Source organism: Rhizobium leguminosarum (assembly GCF_019798305.1).
GTDB classification, from domain to species: Bacteria; Pseudomonadota; Alphaproteobacteria; order Rhizobiales; family Rhizobiaceae; genus Rhizobium; species Rhizobium leguminosarum_U.
Genome location: NZ_JAAXDD010000002.1, coordinates 400,961 through 417,578, shown reverse-complemented (window position 1 = coordinate 417,578; position 16,618 = coordinate 400,961). Strand labels below are relative to the sequence as shown.

16 protein-coding genes are annotated in these 16,618 nt (G+C 61.9%); 9 read left to right on the top strand and 7 right to left on the bottom strand.

Translation table 11 applies throughout. The features are described from left to right. Positions 1 to 30: 30 nt before the first annotated feature. Complete coding sequence (locus HFO99_RS05490) at positions 31 to 447, top strand: winged helix-turn-helix transcriptional regulator (RefSeq protein ID WP_222247268.1); 417 nt, start codon at positions 31 to 33, stop codon at positions 445 to 447. Positions 448 to 456: 9 nt separating this feature from the next. On the opposite strand, the gene HFO99_RS05485 is transcribed toward HFO99_RS05490, so the two are convergent. The 4 genes from HFO99_RS05485 to HFO99_RS05470 all read right to left on the bottom strand — a co-directional run bounded on the left by HFO99_RS05485 (position 457) and on the right by HFO99_RS05470 (position 4,328). After that, positions 457 to 1,665: an MFS transporter gene (locus HFO99_RS05485; protein ID WP_222359801.1), complete on the bottom strand. Its 1,209-nt coding sequence runs from the start codon at positions 1,663 to 1,665 to the stop codon at positions 457 to 459. A 109-nt stretch (positions 1,666 to 1,774) separates the two neighbouring features. Further along, complete coding sequence (locus HFO99_RS05480) at positions 1,775 to 2,398, bottom strand: TetR/AcrR family transcriptional regulator (RefSeq protein WP_222359800.1); 624 nt, start codon at positions 2,396 to 2,398, stop codon at positions 1,775 to 1,777. Positions 2,399 to 2,458: 60 nt separating this feature from the next. Continuing rightward, a complete protein-coding gene (locus tag HFO99_RS05475; RefSeq protein WP_222359799.1) occupies positions 2,459 to 3,376 on the bottom strand; it encodes a helix-turn-helix domain-containing GNAT family N-acetyltransferase in 918 nt (305 codons plus the stop codon). 232 nt (positions 3,377 to 3,608) lie between these two features. Continuing rightward, positions 3,609 to 4,328: an aspartate/glutamate racemase family protein gene (locus HFO99_RS05470; RefSeq protein WP_222359798.1), complete on the bottom strand. Its 720-nt coding sequence runs from the start codon at positions 4,326 to 4,328 to the stop codon at positions 3,609 to 3,611. Positions 4,329 to 4,485: 157 nt separating this feature from the next. Between HFO99_RS05470 and HFO99_RS05465 the strand changes: the two genes are divergently transcribed. The 3 genes from HFO99_RS05465 (at position 4,486) to HFO99_RS05455 (ending at position 8,486) form a co-directional block, all read left to right on the top strand. Further along, positions 4,486 to 4,950, top strand: a complete 465-nt coding sequence (locus HFO99_RS05465) for an Lrp/AsnC family transcriptional regulator (RefSeq protein WP_222359797.1) — start codon at positions 4,486 to 4,488, stop codon at positions 4,948 to 4,950. 108 nt (positions 4,951 to 5,058) lie between these two features. Continuing rightward, positions 5,059 to 6,324, top strand: a complete 1,266-nt coding sequence (locus HFO99_RS05460; RefSeq protein WP_222247279.1) for an NAD(P)/FAD-dependent oxidoreductase — start codon at positions 5,059 to 5,061, stop codon at positions 6,322 to 6,324. Positions 6,325 to 6,530: 206 nt separating this feature from the next. Beyond that, a complete protein-coding gene (locus HFO99_RS05455; RefSeq protein ID WP_222359796.1) occupies positions 6,531 to 8,486 on the top strand; it encodes an elongation factor G in 1,956 nt (651 codons plus the stop codon). Positions 8,487 to 8,545: 59 nt separating this feature from the next. Here HFO99_RS05455 and HFO99_RS05450 read toward each other — a convergent pair whose 3' ends face one another. Further along, positions 8,546 to 9,592, bottom strand: a complete 1,047-nt coding sequence (locus HFO99_RS05450; protein WP_011652713.1) for an NAD(P)-dependent alcohol dehydrogenase — start codon at positions 9,590 to 9,592, stop codon at positions 8,546 to 8,548. A gap of 196 nt (positions 9,593 to 9,788) precedes the next feature. Here HFO99_RS05450 and HFO99_RS05445 point away from each other — a divergent pair, with 196 nt between their 5' ends. The 3 genes from HFO99_RS05445 (at position 9,789) to HFO99_RS05435 (ending at position 13,546) form a co-directional block, all read left to right on the top strand. Continuing rightward, complete coding sequence (locus HFO99_RS05445; protein WP_222331579.1) at positions 9,789 to 10,697, top strand: AraC family transcriptional regulator; 909 nt, start codon at positions 9,789 to 9,791, stop codon at positions 10,695 to 10,697. A gap of 108 nt (positions 10,698 to 10,805) precedes the next feature. Next, positions 10,806 to 11,864 carry a glycosyltransferase family 2 protein gene (locus tag HFO99_RS05440; RefSeq protein WP_222359795.1) on the top strand — a complete coding sequence of 353 codons (1,059 nt, stop codon included), beginning with the start codon at positions 10,806 to 10,808 and terminating at the stop codon, positions 11,862 to 11,864. Next, a complete protein-coding gene (locus HFO99_RS05435; protein WP_222359794.1) occupies positions 11,864 to 13,546 on the top strand; it encodes a hypothetical protein in 1,683 nt (560 codons plus the stop codon). Before HFO99_RS05440 ends, HFO99_RS05435 begins: the two co-directional genes overlap by 1 nt. Positions 13,547 to 13,564: 18 nt before the next feature. Here HFO99_RS05435 and HFO99_RS05430 read toward each other — a convergent pair whose 3' ends face one another. Together HFO99_RS05430 and HFO99_RS05425 are read right to left on the bottom strand one after the other, a co-directional pair. Next, entirely contained in the window at positions 13,565 to 13,930 is a 366-nt protein-coding gene (locus HFO99_RS05430; protein WP_222331582.1) for a DUF4087 domain-containing protein, read from the bottom strand. A gap of 23 nt (positions 13,931 to 13,953) precedes the next feature. Then, positions 13,954 to 14,400 carry a hypothetical protein gene (locus HFO99_RS05425; RefSeq protein WP_222359793.1) on the bottom strand — a complete coding sequence of 149 codons (447 nt, stop codon included), beginning with the start codon at positions 14,398 to 14,400 and terminating at the stop codon, positions 13,954 to 13,956. A 174-nt stretch (positions 14,401 to 14,574) separates the two neighbouring features. On the opposite strand from HFO99_RS05425, the gene HFO99_RS05420 reads away from it, so the two are divergent. Next, the gene (locus HFO99_RS05420) at positions 14,575 to 15,240 is read left to right on the top strand and encodes a TetR/AcrR family transcriptional regulator (protein ID WP_018074237.1); all 666 of its coding nucleotides are present in this window, start codon (positions 14,575 to 14,577) and stop codon (positions 15,238 to 15,240) included. Positions 15,241 to 15,289: 49 nt separating this feature from the next. Continuing rightward, positions 15,290 to 16,309, top strand: a complete 1,020-nt coding sequence (gene ilvC / locus HFO99_RS05415) for a ketol-acid reductoisomerase (RefSeq protein ID WP_222359792.1) — start codon at positions 15,290 to 15,292, stop codon at positions 16,307 to 16,309. The last annotated feature ends 309 nt before the right edge of the window (positions 16,310 to 16,618 follow it).

The window sequence follows — 16,618 nt, the reverse complement described above, 5'->3', positions numbered from 1 at the left end:
AGCTCTACGTTACCAAAAGGGAACCAGCAGATGAGTGGAGCGGTCGTCAGTCTGAAGAACAGGATGCTGGGGGCGCGGCGCGAGATCGATCTCGCCGGCCTGGATTTCGGCAATTGCCCGGTCAGGGACATGATGCAGCAGATCGGCGGCAAATGGTCGACGTTGTTGCTCGAGGTGCTGGCGGGTCGGCCTTATCGCTTTGGCGAGCTGCGGCGAATGATCCCCGATATTTCGCAGCGCATGCTGACGCAGACGCTGCGCGACCTGCAGAGGGATGGTTATATCGACCGCCAGGTCTTCCCGACCAAGCCGCCGAGCGTCGAATATTCGATGACCGAACTTGGACGTTCGCTCTACCAGCCACTGTCGCAGCTTCTGAACTGGGCGGAGGCGAACCATGATGCCGTTCGCGCCGCCCGTTCGCATTTCGATTGCGCCGACAAATAGGCCGGTTTCTTACTCACCGCGTCCTTCCGTCAGGAACAGCAGGAAGGCTAGCGCCGGGAAGCAGAAGCCAATCCAGGCCGTCATCGTCCAGCCGCCGGTCGCATAGGCCCAGCCGCCGAGCGCCGAGCCCAGCGCGCCGCCGGCAAAGAAGGTCGCCATGAACAGGCCGTTGAGCCGGCTGCGGTGTTCCGGGTTCAGCGCATAGATGGCGCGCTGGCCGCAGACGAGATTGGTGGTCACGCCGAAATCGAGGAGGATCGCCGCTGCCGTCAAAAGCAGCAGGGCGGTAAGCGAGCCGTCTGCGGCGAAGTGGCTGATCAGGAAGGCGGCCATGCCGAGCAGCATGGCAAGCGTCGAGGCGATCTTCGTCATGCCGCGGTCGGCAAGCCTGCCGGCGATGGGCGAGGCGACGGCCCCGGCAGCGCCTGCGAGCGCGAAGAGGGCAATGCCGTTCTGCGTCAGGCCGAAGGTCGGGCTTGCGAGCAGCAGCGGCGTCGTCGTCCAGAACAGGCTGAAGGCACCGAACATGCCGGCCTGATAGAGCGCCCGGCGCTGCAACACGCGCGAGGTCAGCGCCAGATGGCCCATAGAGGCGAGCAGCTCGCCATAGCGCAGCTTCGTCTTCGGCAGGCGAACCGGCAGGTTGATGCGCAAGACGACGGCAAGCGCGAGCATGAGCGCTGCGGTGACGTAGTAGACCACGTGCCAGGAGGAGGCCTCGGCGACGAAGCTTGCGAAGGGGCGGGCCAGCATGATGCCGCAGAGCAGGCCACTCATGACGTTGCCGACGACCTGGCCGCGCGTTGCATCCGGCGCCATGTTGGCAGCGAAGGGAACCAGGACCTGAACTGCGACCGATGAAAGACCGATAGAGAGCGAGGCGATGAGGAAGGTCGTGGGCGTCGACGACAACGCCGCGCCGATGAGCGCGACTGCGGAGACGGCGATCAACATCAACACCAGACGGCGGTTTTCGGTGAGGTCGCCGAGCGGCACGATCAGCAGCAGTCCGAGGCCGTAGCCGATCTGCGTCAGCGTAACGATCAGGCCGGTGGCGGCAGGTGTGAAGCCGAGATCGGCACTAATCGGGCCGGCCAGCGGCTGGCCGTAATAGAGATTGGCGGCCACCAGCCCGCAGGCGGCGGCGAAAAGGAAGGTTAGCCAGGGGGATAGCGACCTGGGAATGGCCTCATCCGGCGTGGTGGCTGAAACGCTCATCAGAAACTCCGGTATTCAAAGAAAGATTGAAAGAATGCAAAAATGCTGGCTGCGGCCACCCGATCCTTGACCGAATGCCGGCATTTCTCTCGTCCAAGGTGCGGACCGTTCAGGTCACGAGCTTCATCCCGGCCTCGGCCGCAGACAGCATCTCTTCCCTGCTGCGTCCTGTTTTGCCGATGACGCGCAGGCCTTTGGTAAAGCAGAGGAAGGCGAGGGCGGCGGCATCCGGGTCTACCGTCTTCGGAATGGTGCCGTCTTCCTGGCCGATGCGAATGAGATCGGCCATCAGCTTTTCGTCCGCGGTAAAGGCAGTCACAACGTGGGCAGCGGCTTCCTCGTCAAGCAGGCCGAAGTCGTTGGCGCCGCCGACGACGAGACAGCCTTTGCGGCCGGCCTCGCCATAGGAGAGCTCGGCATAATACATCACCATCTGGAAGACCTTCTCGCGACCGGTCTTCGCAGATGCGATCATCGCTTCCAGACGCCGTCGGCCGAGTTTTCGATAATGGGCGAAAGCAGTAAGAAAGATGCCGCGCTTATCCTTGAATGCCTTGTAGATGCTGCCCGAAGCAAGGCCCATTGCTTCGGTCAACTCGCTGATGGAGGCGGCGTGATAGCCGCGTTCGGAAAAGACGCGGAGCGCCGCATCCAGTGCTGCGTCCATATCGAACGCGCGCGGACGGCCACGGCTGCGGGTCTTTGCTTCTGGTGTGAGATTGGCAACGGTCATGGCGCTTAATTAGGGAACGAACGTTTCCAAATCAAGTGAAATCTCTGCGATGCAGCAAATTCAAAGGTCGAGCACCCAGGTCTGGCCGTTGGCCTCGGGCCCGAACATGCGATGTCTCTCCTCGGAGACAAGGCGGAATCCCGCCTTGACGTAGATGGCGCGGGCGGTCTCCAGCATATCGTTGGTCCAGAGCGAAAGCTCGCGGTAGCCCTTCTGTTTTGAGAAACGGATGCATTCATCGACCAGCAGCTTGCCGAGACCGAGGCCGCGGGCTGATTTGTCGACATAGAGCAGGCGGAGCTTGGCGACGCCGTCGCCACTATTGGTGATCAGCACCGAGCCGACATTGACGCCGCCGCGTTCGGCGATCCAGCAATATTCTTTGACCGGATCGAAATTGGCGAGGAATTTGCCGGCGACCTCGGCGACCAGCGCCTCGAAGCGCAGATCCCAGCCATATTCCTCGGCATAGAAGCGGCCCTGGCTCTGGACGATCCAGCCGATATCGCCGGCCCGGTGAGCGCGGATGATTGCCGGCGCGGGCTTCGCCGCCGGGTCGAGCAGCGCACGGATCGTGTGCATGGCGGAGACTGCGGCCTCCGGTTCGCCGCTGGCGAGATTGTCGAAACGGGCGGCGATCTGCGCATTGGCGCGCTGGCCGAGTTCTTCAAACTGCTCTCGTCCCCGCTCGGTGACAATGATGACCTGGCTGCGCAGGTCGGTCGGATCGGGGCTGGTCTCGATCAACCCCTCGGCGCGGAAACGCTTGAGGATGCGGCTGAGATAAGCCGGGTCGAGCTGCAGGTCGCGGACGAGTGCGGCAGCGCTGACGCCATCGTGCGAGCCGACCTCGAAGAGGATGCGGGCATCCGTCAGCGTGAAGGGGGTGTCGAGATAGGCCTTGTTCAAGAGGCCGAGGAAGTTCGTATAGAAGCGGTTGAAATCGCGAGCGGTTTCGATGAGGGCGATATCGGGCATGGCAAGAATCTCCAGATGGAGATTCTTGCGAGACGAAGTCGGCCAACTCCTCCTTCGTTATGCTCGGGCTTGTCCCGAGCATCTGCCTCCGGTCGATACGTGGCAGATCCTCGGCACAAGGCCGAGGATGACGCCGAGGAGGGAGCGAGGTGTCAGCAAACCGGCAAAATCTCCGAACAGAGACTTTGTCGTGCATTTAGTTGACTGGGTCAACTAAATTGTCCGTAGAACTTCAGGCCGCTTCCTCTTCTGCCTCTTCATCTGCGCCGAGCGCGAAATCGACTGCCGCCCGCGCATGGATCGCGGTGGTGTCGAAGCCCGGCAGCGGCAGGTGGTCGGGATCGAGGATCAGGCAGATTTCGGTGCAGCCGAGGATGATGCTGTCGGCGCCGTTGTCGATGGCACGTGATATCACCGCCATCAGCTTGTCGCGCGAACTGTCGAGGACCTTGCCGGCGCAGAGCTCGTTGAAGATGATGTCGTGCACGGTGGTGCGGTCGCCGGCATCGGGCACCATGATGTCGAGGCCGAGGCCCTTCATGCGGTCGCCGTAGAAGCCGTGCTCCATCGTGTAGCGGGTGGCAAGCAGCAGCGGGCGCTTGCGGCCGCTCGCATGCAGCGATTTTGCCGTCTCGTCGATGATGTGGATCAGCGGCACGGAGATTTTGTCTGCGACCTTGTCGGCGATCAGGTGCATGGTGTTGGTGCAGATGAGGATGCAGCGGGCGCCGGCGATCTGCAGGCGCAGCGCCACGTCGCCGAGGCGCGAGGCGGCCATATCCCAGTCTCCGGCCTTCTGGAGCGCGACGATCTCTTCGAAATTGACCGAATGCAGGATGAGTTCAGCCGAGGCGAGGCCACCCTTGCGGTCGCGCACCATCTCGTTGACGAGGCGGTAATAGACCGCCGAACTTTCGAAACTCATGCCGCCGATCAGTCCGATCATTTCCATTTCTTCAAGCTCCCATGCTTCTCAACTGTCGGGAATGATGCCGCGATTCCGGCGCGACGTGTTTGCGTTGTTTGTCATCTCTGTGGAATACGTGATATTATTTTGCGTGGTTTTATGAGTTTATGCAAAAATTCGGCGAAAGGTTCAGTTTAGACACATGCTTGACGATCGCGACAGGCGCATTCTCGACATGCTGCAGAAAGATGCAGGCATATCCGTGACCGATCTTGCCGAGCGTGTGGCGCTTTCGGTTTCGGCCTGCTCCCGGCGCATCCAGCGGCTGGAGGAGAGCGGCCATATCGCCCGGCGGATCATCGTGCTCGACCGGGAAAAAATGGGCGTACCGACGACGGTCTTCGCGCTGGTCAAGACGGCGCACCATTCCGACGAATGGACGGAGACCTTCCGCCGGATCATCAGCGACATTCCCGAGATCGTCGAAGCGCACCGGCTGACTGGCAATCACGACTACATCCTGAAGATCGTCCTGCCGCGCGTCGAGCACTACGATGTGATCTACAAGCAGATCGTGCGCAAGATCGAGCTCTTCGACGTCTCGGCCTCAATCTCAATGGAGCTTCTGAAGGGCAGCACGGCGATCCCCGTGGGGTATGCCGATTGAGCCGGCTCGACCGGCCGGGATGCAGGGGAGCTATGCCGAAACGGCAGTTGCAACCAGCGCGGCGAAGGCCACATTGGCTTTGAGCGAAATGGCGCAAAGGGGTAGGTCATGAGCGATCATCATGTCGTCGTTGTCGGCGGCGGTTTCGGCGGGTTGCAGCTCGTCAACGGGTTGAAGGATGCCGGTGTCAGGATCACGCTGGTCGACCGGCGCAATCACCATCTCTTCCAGCCGCTGCTCTATCAGGTGGCGACCACCATTCTCTCCACCTCTGAAATCGCCTGGCCGATCCGTCGTCTCTATGCCGACCGGCCTGACGTGACCGTGCTACTCGGCGAAGTCACCGGCGTCGACAGCGGCGCCAAGACAGTTTCCCTACGCAACGGCATGACTCTCAGTTATGACACGCTGGTGCTGGCGACCGGAGCGACGCATGCCTATTTCGGCCATGACGAATGGGAGCCGGTGGCGCCGGGCCTGAAGACGCTGGAGGACGCGACGACGATCCGCCGGCGCCTGCTGCTCGCCTTCGAGAAGGCGGAGATGGAGAGCGATCCTGCCGTGCGCGACGCGCTGCTGACCTTCACCATCGTCGGCGCCGGGCCGACCGGCGTCGAGTTGGCCGGCATCATTGCTGAGCTCGCGCATTTCACGCTGCCCAAGGAGTTCCGCAACATCGACACGCGCAAGACCCGCGTCGTATTGGTCGAGGCAGGCCCGCGGGTGCTGCCGACCTTCGCCGAGGAGCTTTCGGCCTATGCGCAGAAGGCGCTGGAGAAGCTCGGGGTCGAGATCCATCTCGGCAAGCCGGTGACCGAATGCAACGCCGACGGCGTGAAGATCGGCGAGACCTTCGTTGCCAGCCGGACGATCGTCTGGGCAGCCGGCGTCACCGCCTCGCCGGCGGCAAGATGGCTCGGCGTTGCGGCCGACCGGGCGGGCCGCGTCGTGGTCGAGAAGGATCTGAGCGCTCCGGGGCTGCCCGACGTCTTCGTCGTCGGCGATACCGCATCGGTCATGCGCGAGGACGGCAAGCCGGTGCCGGGCATTGCGCCCGCCGCCAAGCAGCAGGGCGGATACGTCGCCAAGGTGATTCGCGCCCGCATATCCGGCAAACCGGCGCCGGCGCCCTTCCGCTACTGGCATCAGGGCAGCTTGGCGACGATCGGCAAGAGTGCTGCGATCATCGATTTCGGCCGGATCAAGCTAAAGGGCTGGCTCGCCTGGTGGATCTGGGGCCTTGCCCATATCTACTTCCTGATCGGCACCCGCTCGCGCTTCTCCGTCGCCTGGAGCTGGCTGTGGATCTATCTGAGCGGCCAGCACAGCGCCCGGCTGATCACCCAGCGAGAGACGATGCGAGAGGAGGGCTAACTCTTCTCCCGTCCTCGAGAGGCCAAGCCTCGAAGCAGCGATTTCGCCAAGCTTGACATATCTTCGGATCCGCCCTTAGGGTTTGCCCCGCGTCTTCCGAAAACCACCAGCGGTTACGCATCCGTAGCTACAGCGAGTAGAGGTTCCAATGCGCCGATTCACTTCTCACGAAAATCACATTCGAAATTCTGAGAAGTTGGTGGTTCATGCGCACTTTGAATCTGGGCATTCTCGCCCCTGTAGATGCAGGCAAGACTAGCCTTACCGAAAGACTGCTTTTTGACGCCGGCGTTATCGACAAGCTCGGCAGCGTCGATACCGGCAATACACAGACGGACACTCTCGAACTCGAACGGCAACGCGGCATCACGATTAGAGCCGCGGTGGTGTCGTTCACGATCGGCGACAGGATCGTCAATCTCATCGACACGCCCGGTCACCCGGATTTCATCGCCGAGGTCGAGCGGGTGCTCGGATTGCTGGATGCCGCGGTCGTCGTCGTTTCGGCGGTCGAAGGTGTGCAGGCCCAGACGCGGGTGCTGGTGCGGGCGTTGCGGCGGCTTGGCGTTCCCTTCGTCTTCTTCGTCAACAAGGTCGATCGTCTCGGCGCGCAATATGAGGACGTGCTGAAGGCTCTTGCCAGCCACTTGCTCGTTCGCCCCATCGCCATGTCTTCCGTCATCGATGCCGGCAGCAGGCTTGCCAGGGTGGAGGCTTTGGCTCCCGGATGCGAACCGCTTTTCACGCCGCTCTGCGAAGCTCTCGCGGAGAATGACGAGGCGCTGCTGGACGATTACGTCTTGACGCCCGATCGCCTGACGGCGGATAGGCTTGGACGCTGCCTGACCGATCAGGTCGCGAGCGGTCTGGTGCATCCAGTCTTTGCGGGTGCGGCAACGACCGGCGTCGGCGTGCCGGCCCTGACATCGGCCATTGCGACGATTTTGCCCGGCCGGCGCCTCGATCCGGACGGGTCGATTGCCGGAAAAATCTTTAAGATCGAACGCGGTTGGGGCGGTGAAAAGCTCGCCTATATGTATCTGACGTCAGGCACAGTCCGGCTGCGGCAACATCTGGATTTGCCCAAAGGCCCGGAAAGAGTGACGGCGATCGAGGTTTTCGGGGCCGGCCGGGTTCATGGCGCCGCAATCTTTTGCGCCGGGCAGATCGCGCGCGTAAGCGGCCTTGCCGGCGCTCGCATCGGGGATGTGGTGGGCACCGACCTGCTCGCGGGCGGGCAGGCGCAGTTTGCCCCGCCCAGCCTCGAAACCCGCGTCCTTGCCCGGCGGCCCTCCGACAAGGCGGCCCTCTGGCTGGCGCTGAACCAGATGGGCGAGCAGGATCCGTTGATCAATCTGCGCCGGAACGATGATGCCGACGAAATCTTCGTATCGCTCTATGGCGAGGTGCAGAAGGAAGTCGTTCAATCGACCCTGCTGACGGATTTCGGTCTCGAGGCTGGGTTCGAGGAAAGCACGGTCATCTTGGTGGAAAGGCTTATGGGAACCGGGGAAGGCCTGCAGATCCTCTTCAAGGAGCCCAATCCATTTCTCGCCACCGTCGGTCTACGCGTCGAACCGCGTCCAGAAGGGGCAGGCAACAGCTTTGCACTTGATGTGGAGGTGGGCCAGATGCCCGCCAGCTTTTACAGGGCAGTCGAAGAAACCGTGTTCGAAACGCTGAAGCAAGGCATTTTCGGCTGGCAGGTCATCGATTGCCACGTGGCGATGACGGCAGCCCGGCACAGCTCGCCTGCAAGCACCGCCGCCGATTTCCGGCAACTGACACCTTGGGTGCTGGCAGATGCACTGTCGGCCGCGCAAACCGTCCTATGCGAACCGATCGACCGCTTTCATCTCGAAGCGCCCGCGGAGAGCTTGAGCGGCTTGCTGACCCTGCTTGCGAAATCTGCCGCGACGATGACGGATTCCGTGATTGCCGACGGCATGGCCCGGCTGGAAGGCACCATGGCATCCGCGATGATCCAGAGCGTCCAGCAGCAATTGCCGGGCCTGACCAGCGGAGCGGGGACCATGGAAACCTCTTTCGACCATCATGCCCCGATGGCCGGCCCGCCGCGTTCGCGCCAGCGTTCAGGCCCTGATCCGTTCAAACCAGTCGAATATCTGCTGCGGCTGCGGTCCACGAGAGCCTCAGCATGAGAACGGATGGAGGATGCCGTGATCAAAAAGGCGGCTCTCGCGAGCCGCCTCTCGTTTTCTCAAGCTGCCAGCGAGGCGATGTCGATGACGAAGCGGTAGCGGACGTCGCTTTTCAGGACGCGTTCATAGGCTTCGTTGACCTGCTGGATGTTGATCTTCTCAATCTCGGAGACGATGTTGTGCTCGCCGCAGAAGTCGAGCATTTCCTGGGTTTCCTTGATCGAGCCGATCATCGAGCCTGATATGCTCTTGCGGCCGGGGATGATCGAGAACGCATGCACGGGGATCGGGTTTTCCGGCGCGCCGACTACCACGAAGGAACCATCCACCTTCAGGAGGCCGAGATAGGCATTCCAGTCGATCTCGGCGCTGACGGTGCAGATGATCAGGTCGAAAGTGCCGGCGAGCTTCGTGAAGGTTTCCGGGTCGTTGGTGGCGTAATATTCCTTGGCGCCGAGCTTCAGCCCATCTTCCTTCTTGGAAAGGCTCTGGGACAGAACGGTGATATCGGCGCCCATGGCGGCGCCGAGCTTGACGCCCATATGGCCGAGACCGCCCATGCCGACGATCGCGACCTTCTTGCCGGGACCGGCATTCCAGTGGCGCAGCGGCGAGTAGAGCGTGATGCCGGCGCAGAGCAGCGGCGCGGAGGCGTCGAGCGGCAGATTGTCCGGAATGGACATGACATAGCCTTCCCTGACGACGATCGAGTCGGAATAGCCGCCCTGGGTCCGTGTCTTGCGGTCGGCTTCGAAGTCATTGTAGGTGCCGGCGAGCCCCGGCATATACTGTTCCCGATCAAGGTCGCGCTCGGCGCAGCCGATGCAGGAATCGACGAAGCAGCCGACGCCGACGCGATCGCCGACCTTGAATTTGGTCACATCAGAGCCGACGGCCGAGACGATGCCGGCGATCTCATGGCCCGGCACGATCGGATAGACGGCGTTCTTCCATTCGTTGCGGACAGTGTGGATGTCCGAGTGGCAGATACCGGCAAACTTGATGTCGATAACGACGTCGTCGGGGTTCGGGTTGCGGCGTTCGAAGGTGAAAGGGGTCAGCGGCTTGGAAGCGTCGGTCGCGGCGTAGCCTCTTGCAATAGGCATGGGAACCATCCTTTTCGATTGTGGTGGGGGTTGAAAGAGATGGTGGACTATTGCCCGGAACGGCGGCAGAGGGTTAGAGCGATCCTCTCAGCTTTTTGCACGATCCTGCAAAAGTGAGGCGCCTACCTGTTTGCGAAATGGTGAAGACACTCTAGATAGGACGGTATACCCGGCGTCAGACAGAAAGAGTTGCCGCATGACTTTGCCCTTCAGCCCCTATCAGGAAATCGTCGATATCGCGATGCGCTTCGCGGCTGGTGACGGCGAGTTTGCGACTGATATAGGCAATCTTCATGTCAGCCGCCGGTCCAGGCCCAGCGATCCGCTGCACAGCAGCTATCGGCCCTGTTTCGCCTTTGTCCTGCAGGGGGCCAAGAGCCTGCGCCTCGGCACGGAACTTATCAGCTACGGGACCGGCGACTATCTGCTGACCTCGCTCGACCTGCCGGTCGCCTGGCGCGTCACCGAGGCAAGCCCCGAGGTCCCGCATCTCTGCCTGGGGCTGGCAATCGATTCGGAAAAGCTGCTGGAATTGCTCAGCCGCATCGATATTCCGCGTCCGGCCGCTCATACCGACGGGCAGCGCGGGATGGCGGTCAATGTCGCTCCGCCGGAGCTCCTGGATGCTGCCGTCCGGCTGCTGCGTTTGCTCGATCGTCCGGGCGACATTCCCGCCATGGCGCCGCTGATCGAGCAGGAAATCCTCTACCGGGTGCTGACCGGGCCGGATGGCGCGCGGCTGATCAACATCGCCACATCAGATAGCCACAGCAACCGGATTGCGCGCGCCGTTGCATGGCTGAAGGAGAATTTCGCGCGGCCGCTGCGCATCGAAGACCTTGCCGAACGCGTCAGCATGAGCGTGTCGTCCTTCCATCACCACTTCAAGTCGGTCACGGCGATGACGCCGGTGCAGTATCAGAAGCAGCTTCGCCTGCACGAGGCGCGCCGTCTGATGCTCGTGGAGCGCCTCGATGCGGGCACGGCCGGCCACCGCGTCGGCTATCAGAGCCCGTCGCAGTTCAGCCGCGAATACAGCCGCCTCTACGGCGCTTCACCGGCCCGCGATGTCGACGGAGCCCGCGATGTCATGGCGGCGGAATAGAGTACCGCGCCCAGCAAAAACGTGCCAATGCGCGGTGCGATCATTAAAGGATTGTTTGACGTTTCCGGCTAGTCTTGCGGCAGATATCAAGCAGGCCCAGATGTCCGCATGACGCAAGCACCGTTTCTCTCCATAGTCGCTCCTTGTCACAACGAGGAAGAGGGCTTGCGCGAATTCTGCCGCCGCGCCGCTGCTGCCGCGCATAGCGCTGTCGGCGATGGCTTCGAGCTCATTCTCGTCGATGACGGCTCGTCCGACCGCACGTGGGAAATCATCTCCGATCTGGCGGCCGATGTGCCGCAGCTGCTCGGCGTTCGTCTTCTGCGCAATCACGGCCACCAGCTGGCATCGACGGCGGGTCTTGCCGCGTCGCGGGGCGAGCGCGTGCTTTTGATCGACGCCGATCTTCAGGATCCGCCCGAGTTGCTTTTGATGATGATGCCGATCATGGAGCGCGGCGCCGACGTCGTCTACGGCCAGCGCACGCGCCGTCAGGGGGAAAGCTGGTTCAAGCTCGCCTCCGCTTCGCTTTTCTATCGTGCGCTGTCCAGGCTCGCCTCGGTGACCATTCCGCGCGATACCGGTGATTTCCGGCTGATGCGCCGGCGCGTCGTCGATATCCTGCTGGCGATGCCGGAGCGCGATCGCTTCATCCGCGGCATGGTCAGCTGGATCGGCGGCAGGCAGGTGGCTCTCCCTTACGAGCGTGACGCCCGTTTTGCCGGCACGACGAAATATCCGCTGCGCAAGATGATTAATTTTGCGCTGGATGCGATCACCAGCTTTTCGACGACGCCGCTGCGTATAGCCACATGGCTTGGCATGATGAGCGCCGGCGTCGCGATCGCGTTGCTCGTCTATACCTTCGTTCGCTGGCTGCAGGGCGAGACGGTGACCGGCTGGTCGTCGATCATGGCCGCGGTCAGCGCCTTCAGCGCCATCCAACTGATCTGCATCGGCATCATCGGCGAGTATCTCGGCCGTCTGGTACAGGAGAGCAAGAAGCGGCCGATGTTCATGGTCGGGACGATCGTGCGTGGCAGTGAACACGCAGAATTGTCGATCGCTTTCTCGGAGATGAGCGCCAGCGACAAGCGCGCCGCGCTGGATGCGGCGTTTGCATCCGAAGAGCCGCCGCGCTCGCAAAAGAACAGCCGGATCGGATAATGGACCGGATTGCCGCGCCTGCTGTGGCCGCAGCCGGGCCTGAGGAATCGATCGCCAGGCAGGATTCCACCGTTGCGATCGTCGCATTCGTCGGACTTGCCGCGGCTTTGGTTCTCCTGTTTCCCTTTCCGCCGGTTCTCGATTACGCCAATCACTACGCCCGTATCTGGCTCCTTTCGGGCGGGATCGGCGAGCAGCCGTTTCCTGAGATCTATGCCGTCGATTGGAACCGCACCTTCACCAATGTCGGGATCGACGTTCTAGCCGCCTGGCTGGGGCCGCTTATCGGCGCAGGCAGGCTTGCGCGGGCTTTGCTTTTCCTGGCGATCGTGCTGCCGCCGCTAGGGGGAATCGGCCTGCACCGCGCGCTGTTCGGCGGTCGGCACCACTGGCAGACCGCCATGCTGTCGCTCGGCTGGTGCGCCACCATGGTCGGGGGCTTCATCAACTTCCAGATCCGCCTCGGCATTGCCTTGTTCTTCGCCTGCGTCGATCTGCGGCTGCAGCGCAGAAATCCCGCCCTGGTTTTTGCCTGGCGGCTTGCCGCCGCGCTGCTGCTGACGGTGATGCATCTCTTCGCGCTTGGCTTCTATATGGCGATCGTCTGCGGCCTCGAATTTTCCTGGCGCATCGATATAGTGCGATCGAAGGCGGCTCTGATGAGGCTCGCCGGCCGGTTGGCGCTGGCGCTCGGCGCCTGCGTCCTGCCGCCGCTCGCGCTCTATCTCCATACGGCGGCTTTGCCCAACGCCGGCGGCAACGGCCTCGGCCTTGCCTGGAACGACAGCATCATCCTGATCGTCCTTAATCTGCTCTCCGCCATCACGACCTATGTCCCGGTGGTGGATGTCGTGCTGGTTCTGCCGCTGATCCTCATCTGCACGCGCGCCGTCCGCGCGGGCGACATTCGCATGCATGCGGGGCTTGCCGTTGCCGCCGGCGGCCTGCTGTTGCTCTCCTGTGTTTCGCCTCGCCACATGCTCGGCACCGGATGGATCAGTTGGCGCTTTCCGATCATGACAGCGCTCGTCGCCATGGCGATGATGTGCCCCTTTGCCAATCTCACGCGCCGGCAAGCGCTGTTGCTGGCGCTCATCATCAATCTCGCAGTCTTCGGTCGCACCGGCTGGATCGGCTGGAACTGGTGGCTGGCACAGAAGGATGTTGCCGCCGTCGAGACTGTGCTTAAAAAGGTGCCGGCCGGTGCAGCCGTGCTGCCTCTGGGACATGAACCCGAGACAGTGAGTGGTCTTGCCCACTCCAACCGGTATTTTGCCTGGGGGTTGGATACTTTCCGGCACCTGCCGACGCTTGCCGTGCCCTTCTCGCATGCTTTCGTGCCGACGCTCTTCACGGCAAAAGGCAAGCAGCCGTTATCCGTTCTGCCGCCATGGTCCGAGATCGCGGTTCCCGAGGGCAATCTGCTGTCGATCGCCGTGCTCTCATGCCCGGCAATGATGCAGGAATATAGAAACTTTACGCCTTATCTGTCGGATTGGCGCAGGCGTTTCGATTTCATCCTCGTCGCCAATGCCGATATCCCCGACCGCTATGTCGGCACCTTGATGCCGGCTGGCCTGACGCTGGTCGAAGATGCGGGTTTCGCGAAGCTTTACGCAATCGACAAGGCGATGCCGGCGGAGCCTCTGTCGATCCCCGCGGGTTGCATGAGGGCGTCATAGACTGCGGCTCTTCGCGGATCAGCCGGGGAATTTCAGCGCCTTGTCGGCACGGCATTTGGCGACCTTTAGCTGGCGGAAGGAGAGGATGCGGGTAATGCGATCCTTGCCATCAGTTTCCACACTCATGCAGGCGCAGGCATAGCCGTAATTGCCGTTGGTTCTGACATAATCATGTTCGGAGATGTCGGAGATCAACTCCATGCCTTCCACCTCGCCGGCATCATCGCCCTGGGTCATGATCGTCCAGGTATTCTCTGCGTCCTCCAGCCACCAGTTGGCGGGTGTCGGATTCTCGATCCAGCCGCAGCGGGTCTCGGCGGCCCGCGCATTGGCTGCGACGACAAGAGCTGCGATCATGACCGCGGCGGCTATCCGGTATTTCATCGGCTTTTCCTCGTCGCCAGATTTTAATTGTTGATCGCGATGATCGCCCAGTGGCTCGCCTCGCAAGGGTTGTCCTCGCAGATCGCGCCCATCCAGACGGCGCCGCCGGCGAGCATGACGCCGTCGCTATTAACGAAGAGATCCTCGTATTGCTGGCGCCCGACGGCGCTGCGCGTTTCCGGCGTCACGAGATCGTCGAAATTGTCGATGAAATCCTCAGCGTTCTCGACGTCGTAGGTCTCGCCGTTGGCCTTGACCGTCAGCGGGTATTCGGCAAGGCCGGCGATGGTCTCGGCGTCGCCTGAGCGCATCGCCCGAACAAGTTGGCGCAACGGCCGGTCGAAGCTTGCGGCATCGCCGTGCAGTTCCTCGACGCGGTTATAGACGTCGCTGTCGGACTGCGCGAGAGCGCTTGAGTCGCCAAGGAGAATTGCTCCGAGCAGGAGAAGAGCTGCAGACAGGCGTGACATCGAAGCCTCCGGGCAAATGGTATCGCGCGACACTATGCGATCGCCGAGGATTCGCGCCTATCCATTTCTGGTGTTTCATCGCGGTTTCCCGTATTAAAAAAATCTATCTGGACTTCTTGACGACCTGATCGGTTTATCGCATAAACCTCACGAACCGTACCGTACGGTACGTATATGGGAGCCATGATCGTGTCCGTCGATACCGCAGAGCCGAGCGAATTTTCGCCGCGCCAGAACGCCGTTCTGGAGCAGGCGCTGCAGTTGCTCGTCGATGGCGGCGAGAAGGCGCTGACGACTTCGGGTGTTGCGCGCGCCGCCAATTGCTCGAAGGAAAGCCTCTATAAGTGGTTCGGTGATCGCGACGGGCTGCTGTCTGCAATGATCGCCTATCAGGCGAGCAAGGTGCGCACCTTCGAGCGCAATGGCGAGCGGTTGACGGCGGCGAGCCTGCACGACCATGTCGTCATTTTTGCGCGTGACTTGCTGGAAGTGCTCGCCGGCGACGTCTCGCTGGCGCTGAACCGGCTGGCGATCGGCCAGTCGAACCGCGACGGCTCGAAACTCGGCAAGCTGCTGCTCGAGCGCGGCCGCCGCCAGATCGACCGGCGCGCCATGGCGCTGATCGATGCCGGGAAGCGGGCAGGGCTCCTGCGTTTTTCCGATGCCGATGAGGCTTATCACACACTTTACGGCCTTGTTGTTTCCGACCTGCATGTGCGCATGCTGCTCGGCGAACCGGGCCTCAAGGATACCGCACGCCAGGCGGAGAGGGCGGTCACCGCCTTTCTCAGGCTCTATGGCACGGACAAGGTTCTGGCGGAGATGCCGGTTCTCGGCTGATTCCGCATTAATGACAGTCAACAAGACAAGCAAAGGGAAGGAACTTCAAATGCGCGTCTATTACGATCGTGATGCCGATCTCAACCTCATCAAGTCCAAGAAGGTCGCCGTCATCGGCTATGGTTCGCAGGGCCGTGCCCACGCACTGAACCTCAAGGACAGCGGCGCTCAGAACGTCGTCATCGCACTCAAGGCCGGTTCGCCGACCGTCAAGAAGGCCGAAGCCGATGGCTTCAAGGTCATGACGGTTGCCGAAGCTGCCGCCTGGGCAGACCTGATGATGATGGCAACGCCTGACGAACTGCAGGCCGACATCTACAAGGCCGACATCGCCGGCAACATCCGCGATGGCGCAGCCATCGCCTTCGCTCACGGCCTCAACGTTCACTTCGGCCTCATCGAGCCGAAGGCTTCGGTCGACGTCGTCATGATCGCACCGAAGGGCCCGGGCCACACGGTTCGCGGCGAATACCAGAAGGGCGGCGGCGTTCCCTGCCTCGTTGCCGTTCACCAGAACGCTTCCGGCAATGCACTTGAACTCGCTCTCTCCTACGCCTGCGGTGTCGGCGGCGGCCGTTCGGGCATTATCGAAACCAACTTCCGCGAAGAGTGCGAAACCGACCTCTTCGGCGAACAGGTCGTTCTCTGCGGTGGTCTCGTCGAGCTCATCCGCGCTGGTTTCGAAACGCTCACCGAAGCCGGTTACGCGCCCGAGATGGCCTATTTCGAGTGCCTGCACGAAGTGAAGCTGATCGTCGACCTGATCTATGAAGGCGGCATCGCCAACATGAACTACTCGATCTCCAACACGGCCGAGTGGGGCGAATATGTCTCCGGTCCGCGCATCATCACCGCCGAGACCAAGGCCGAGATGAAGCGCGTCCTCAAGGACATCCAGACCGGCAAGTTCACGTCCGACTGGATGCAGGAATACCGCGCCGGCGGCTCGCGCTTCAAGGGCATCCGCCGCCTGAACGACAGCCACCCGATCGAAGAAGTCGGCGCCAAGCTGCGCGGCATGATGCCCTGGATCGGCAAGAACAAACTGGTCGACAAGTCGGTCAACTAAGCTGTTCCAGTGAAGCAAAACGGCGAGGCCGGAGTAAAAACTCCGGCCTCCAGACTGCCGATAAACCCCCGGCCGAGCTGGGGGTTATCTAATTCATCGCGACATGCTGAAGAAAACTGCTCCCGAACAGATGGAAATAGAGCACCGGCTGGTGGTGGTCACGTCACGCAGCGACAGGTTCCGCTGACGGTTCGATGCGAATCGGCGCCCTCAGGACAACATCTGATCTCGAACGAGGAGGCGCGCTTCAGTTTGTCGGGAACGGAACTGGAATTGATCGGTTATCGGAGGATACTCGATCTGCTTCAG

What these genes read in the sequence shown, in the direction of transcription:
- HFO99_RS05490 (WP_222247268.1), top strand. Translation starts at nt 31, where the DNA reads ATGAGTGGAGCGGTCGTCAGTCTGAAGAACAGGATGCTGGGGGCGCGG.
- HFO99_RS05485 (WP_222359801.1), bottom strand. Translation starts at nt 1,665, where the DNA reads ATGAGCGTTTCAGCCACCACGCCGGATGAGGCCATTCCCAGGTCGCTA.
- HFO99_RS05480 (WP_222359800.1), bottom strand. Translation starts at nt 2,398, where the DNA reads ATGACCGTTGCCAATCTCACACCAGAAGCAAAGACCCGCAGCCGTGGC.
- HFO99_RS05475 (WP_222359799.1), bottom strand. Translation starts at nt 3,376, where the DNA reads ATGCCCGATATCGCCCTCATCGAAACCGCTCGCGATTTCAACCGCTTC.
- HFO99_RS05470 (WP_222359798.1), bottom strand. Translation starts at nt 4,328, where the DNA reads ATGGAAATGATCGGACTGATCGGCGGCATGAGTTTCGAAAGTTCGGCG.
- HFO99_RS05465 (WP_222359797.1), top strand. Translation starts at nt 4,486, where the DNA reads ATGCTTGACGATCGCGACAGGCGCATTCTCGACATGCTGCAGAAAGAT.
- HFO99_RS05460 (WP_222247279.1), top strand. Translation starts at nt 5,059, where the DNA reads ATGAGCGATCATCATGTCGTCGTTGTCGGCGGCGGTTTCGGCGGGTTG.
- HFO99_RS05455 (WP_222359796.1), top strand. Translation starts at nt 6,531, where the DNA reads ATGCGCACTTTGAATCTGGGCATTCTCGCCCCTGTAGATGCAGGCAAG.
- HFO99_RS05450 (WP_011652713.1), bottom strand. Translation starts at nt 9,592, where the DNA reads ATGCCTATTGCAAGAGGCTACGCCGCGACCGACGCTTCCAAGCCGCTG.
- HFO99_RS05445 (WP_222331579.1), top strand. Translation starts at nt 9,789, where the DNA reads ATGACTTTGCCCTTCAGCCCCTATCAGGAAATCGTCGATATCGCGATG.
- HFO99_RS05440 (WP_222359795.1), top strand. Translation starts at nt 10,806, where the DNA reads ATGACGCAAGCACCGTTTCTCTCCATAGTCGCTCCTTGTCACAACGAG.
- HFO99_RS05435 (WP_222359794.1), top strand. Translation starts at nt 11,864, where the DNA reads ATGGACCGGATTGCCGCGCCTGCTGTGGCCGCAGCCGGGCCTGAGGAA.
- HFO99_RS05430 (WP_222331582.1), bottom strand. Translation starts at nt 13,930, where the DNA reads ATGAAATACCGGATAGCCGCCGCGGTCATGATCGCAGCTCTTGTCGTC.
- HFO99_RS05425 (WP_222359793.1), bottom strand. Translation starts at nt 14,400, where the DNA reads ATGTCACGCCTGTCTGCAGCTCTTCTCCTGCTCGGAGCAATTCTCCTT.
- HFO99_RS05420 (WP_018074237.1), top strand. Translation starts at nt 14,575, where the DNA reads ATGGGAGCCATGATCGTGTCCGTCGATACCGCAGAGCCGAGCGAATTT.
- ilvC (WP_222359792.1), top strand. Translation starts at nt 15,290, where the DNA reads ATGCGCGTCTATTACGATCGTGATGCCGATCTCAACCTCATCAAGTCC.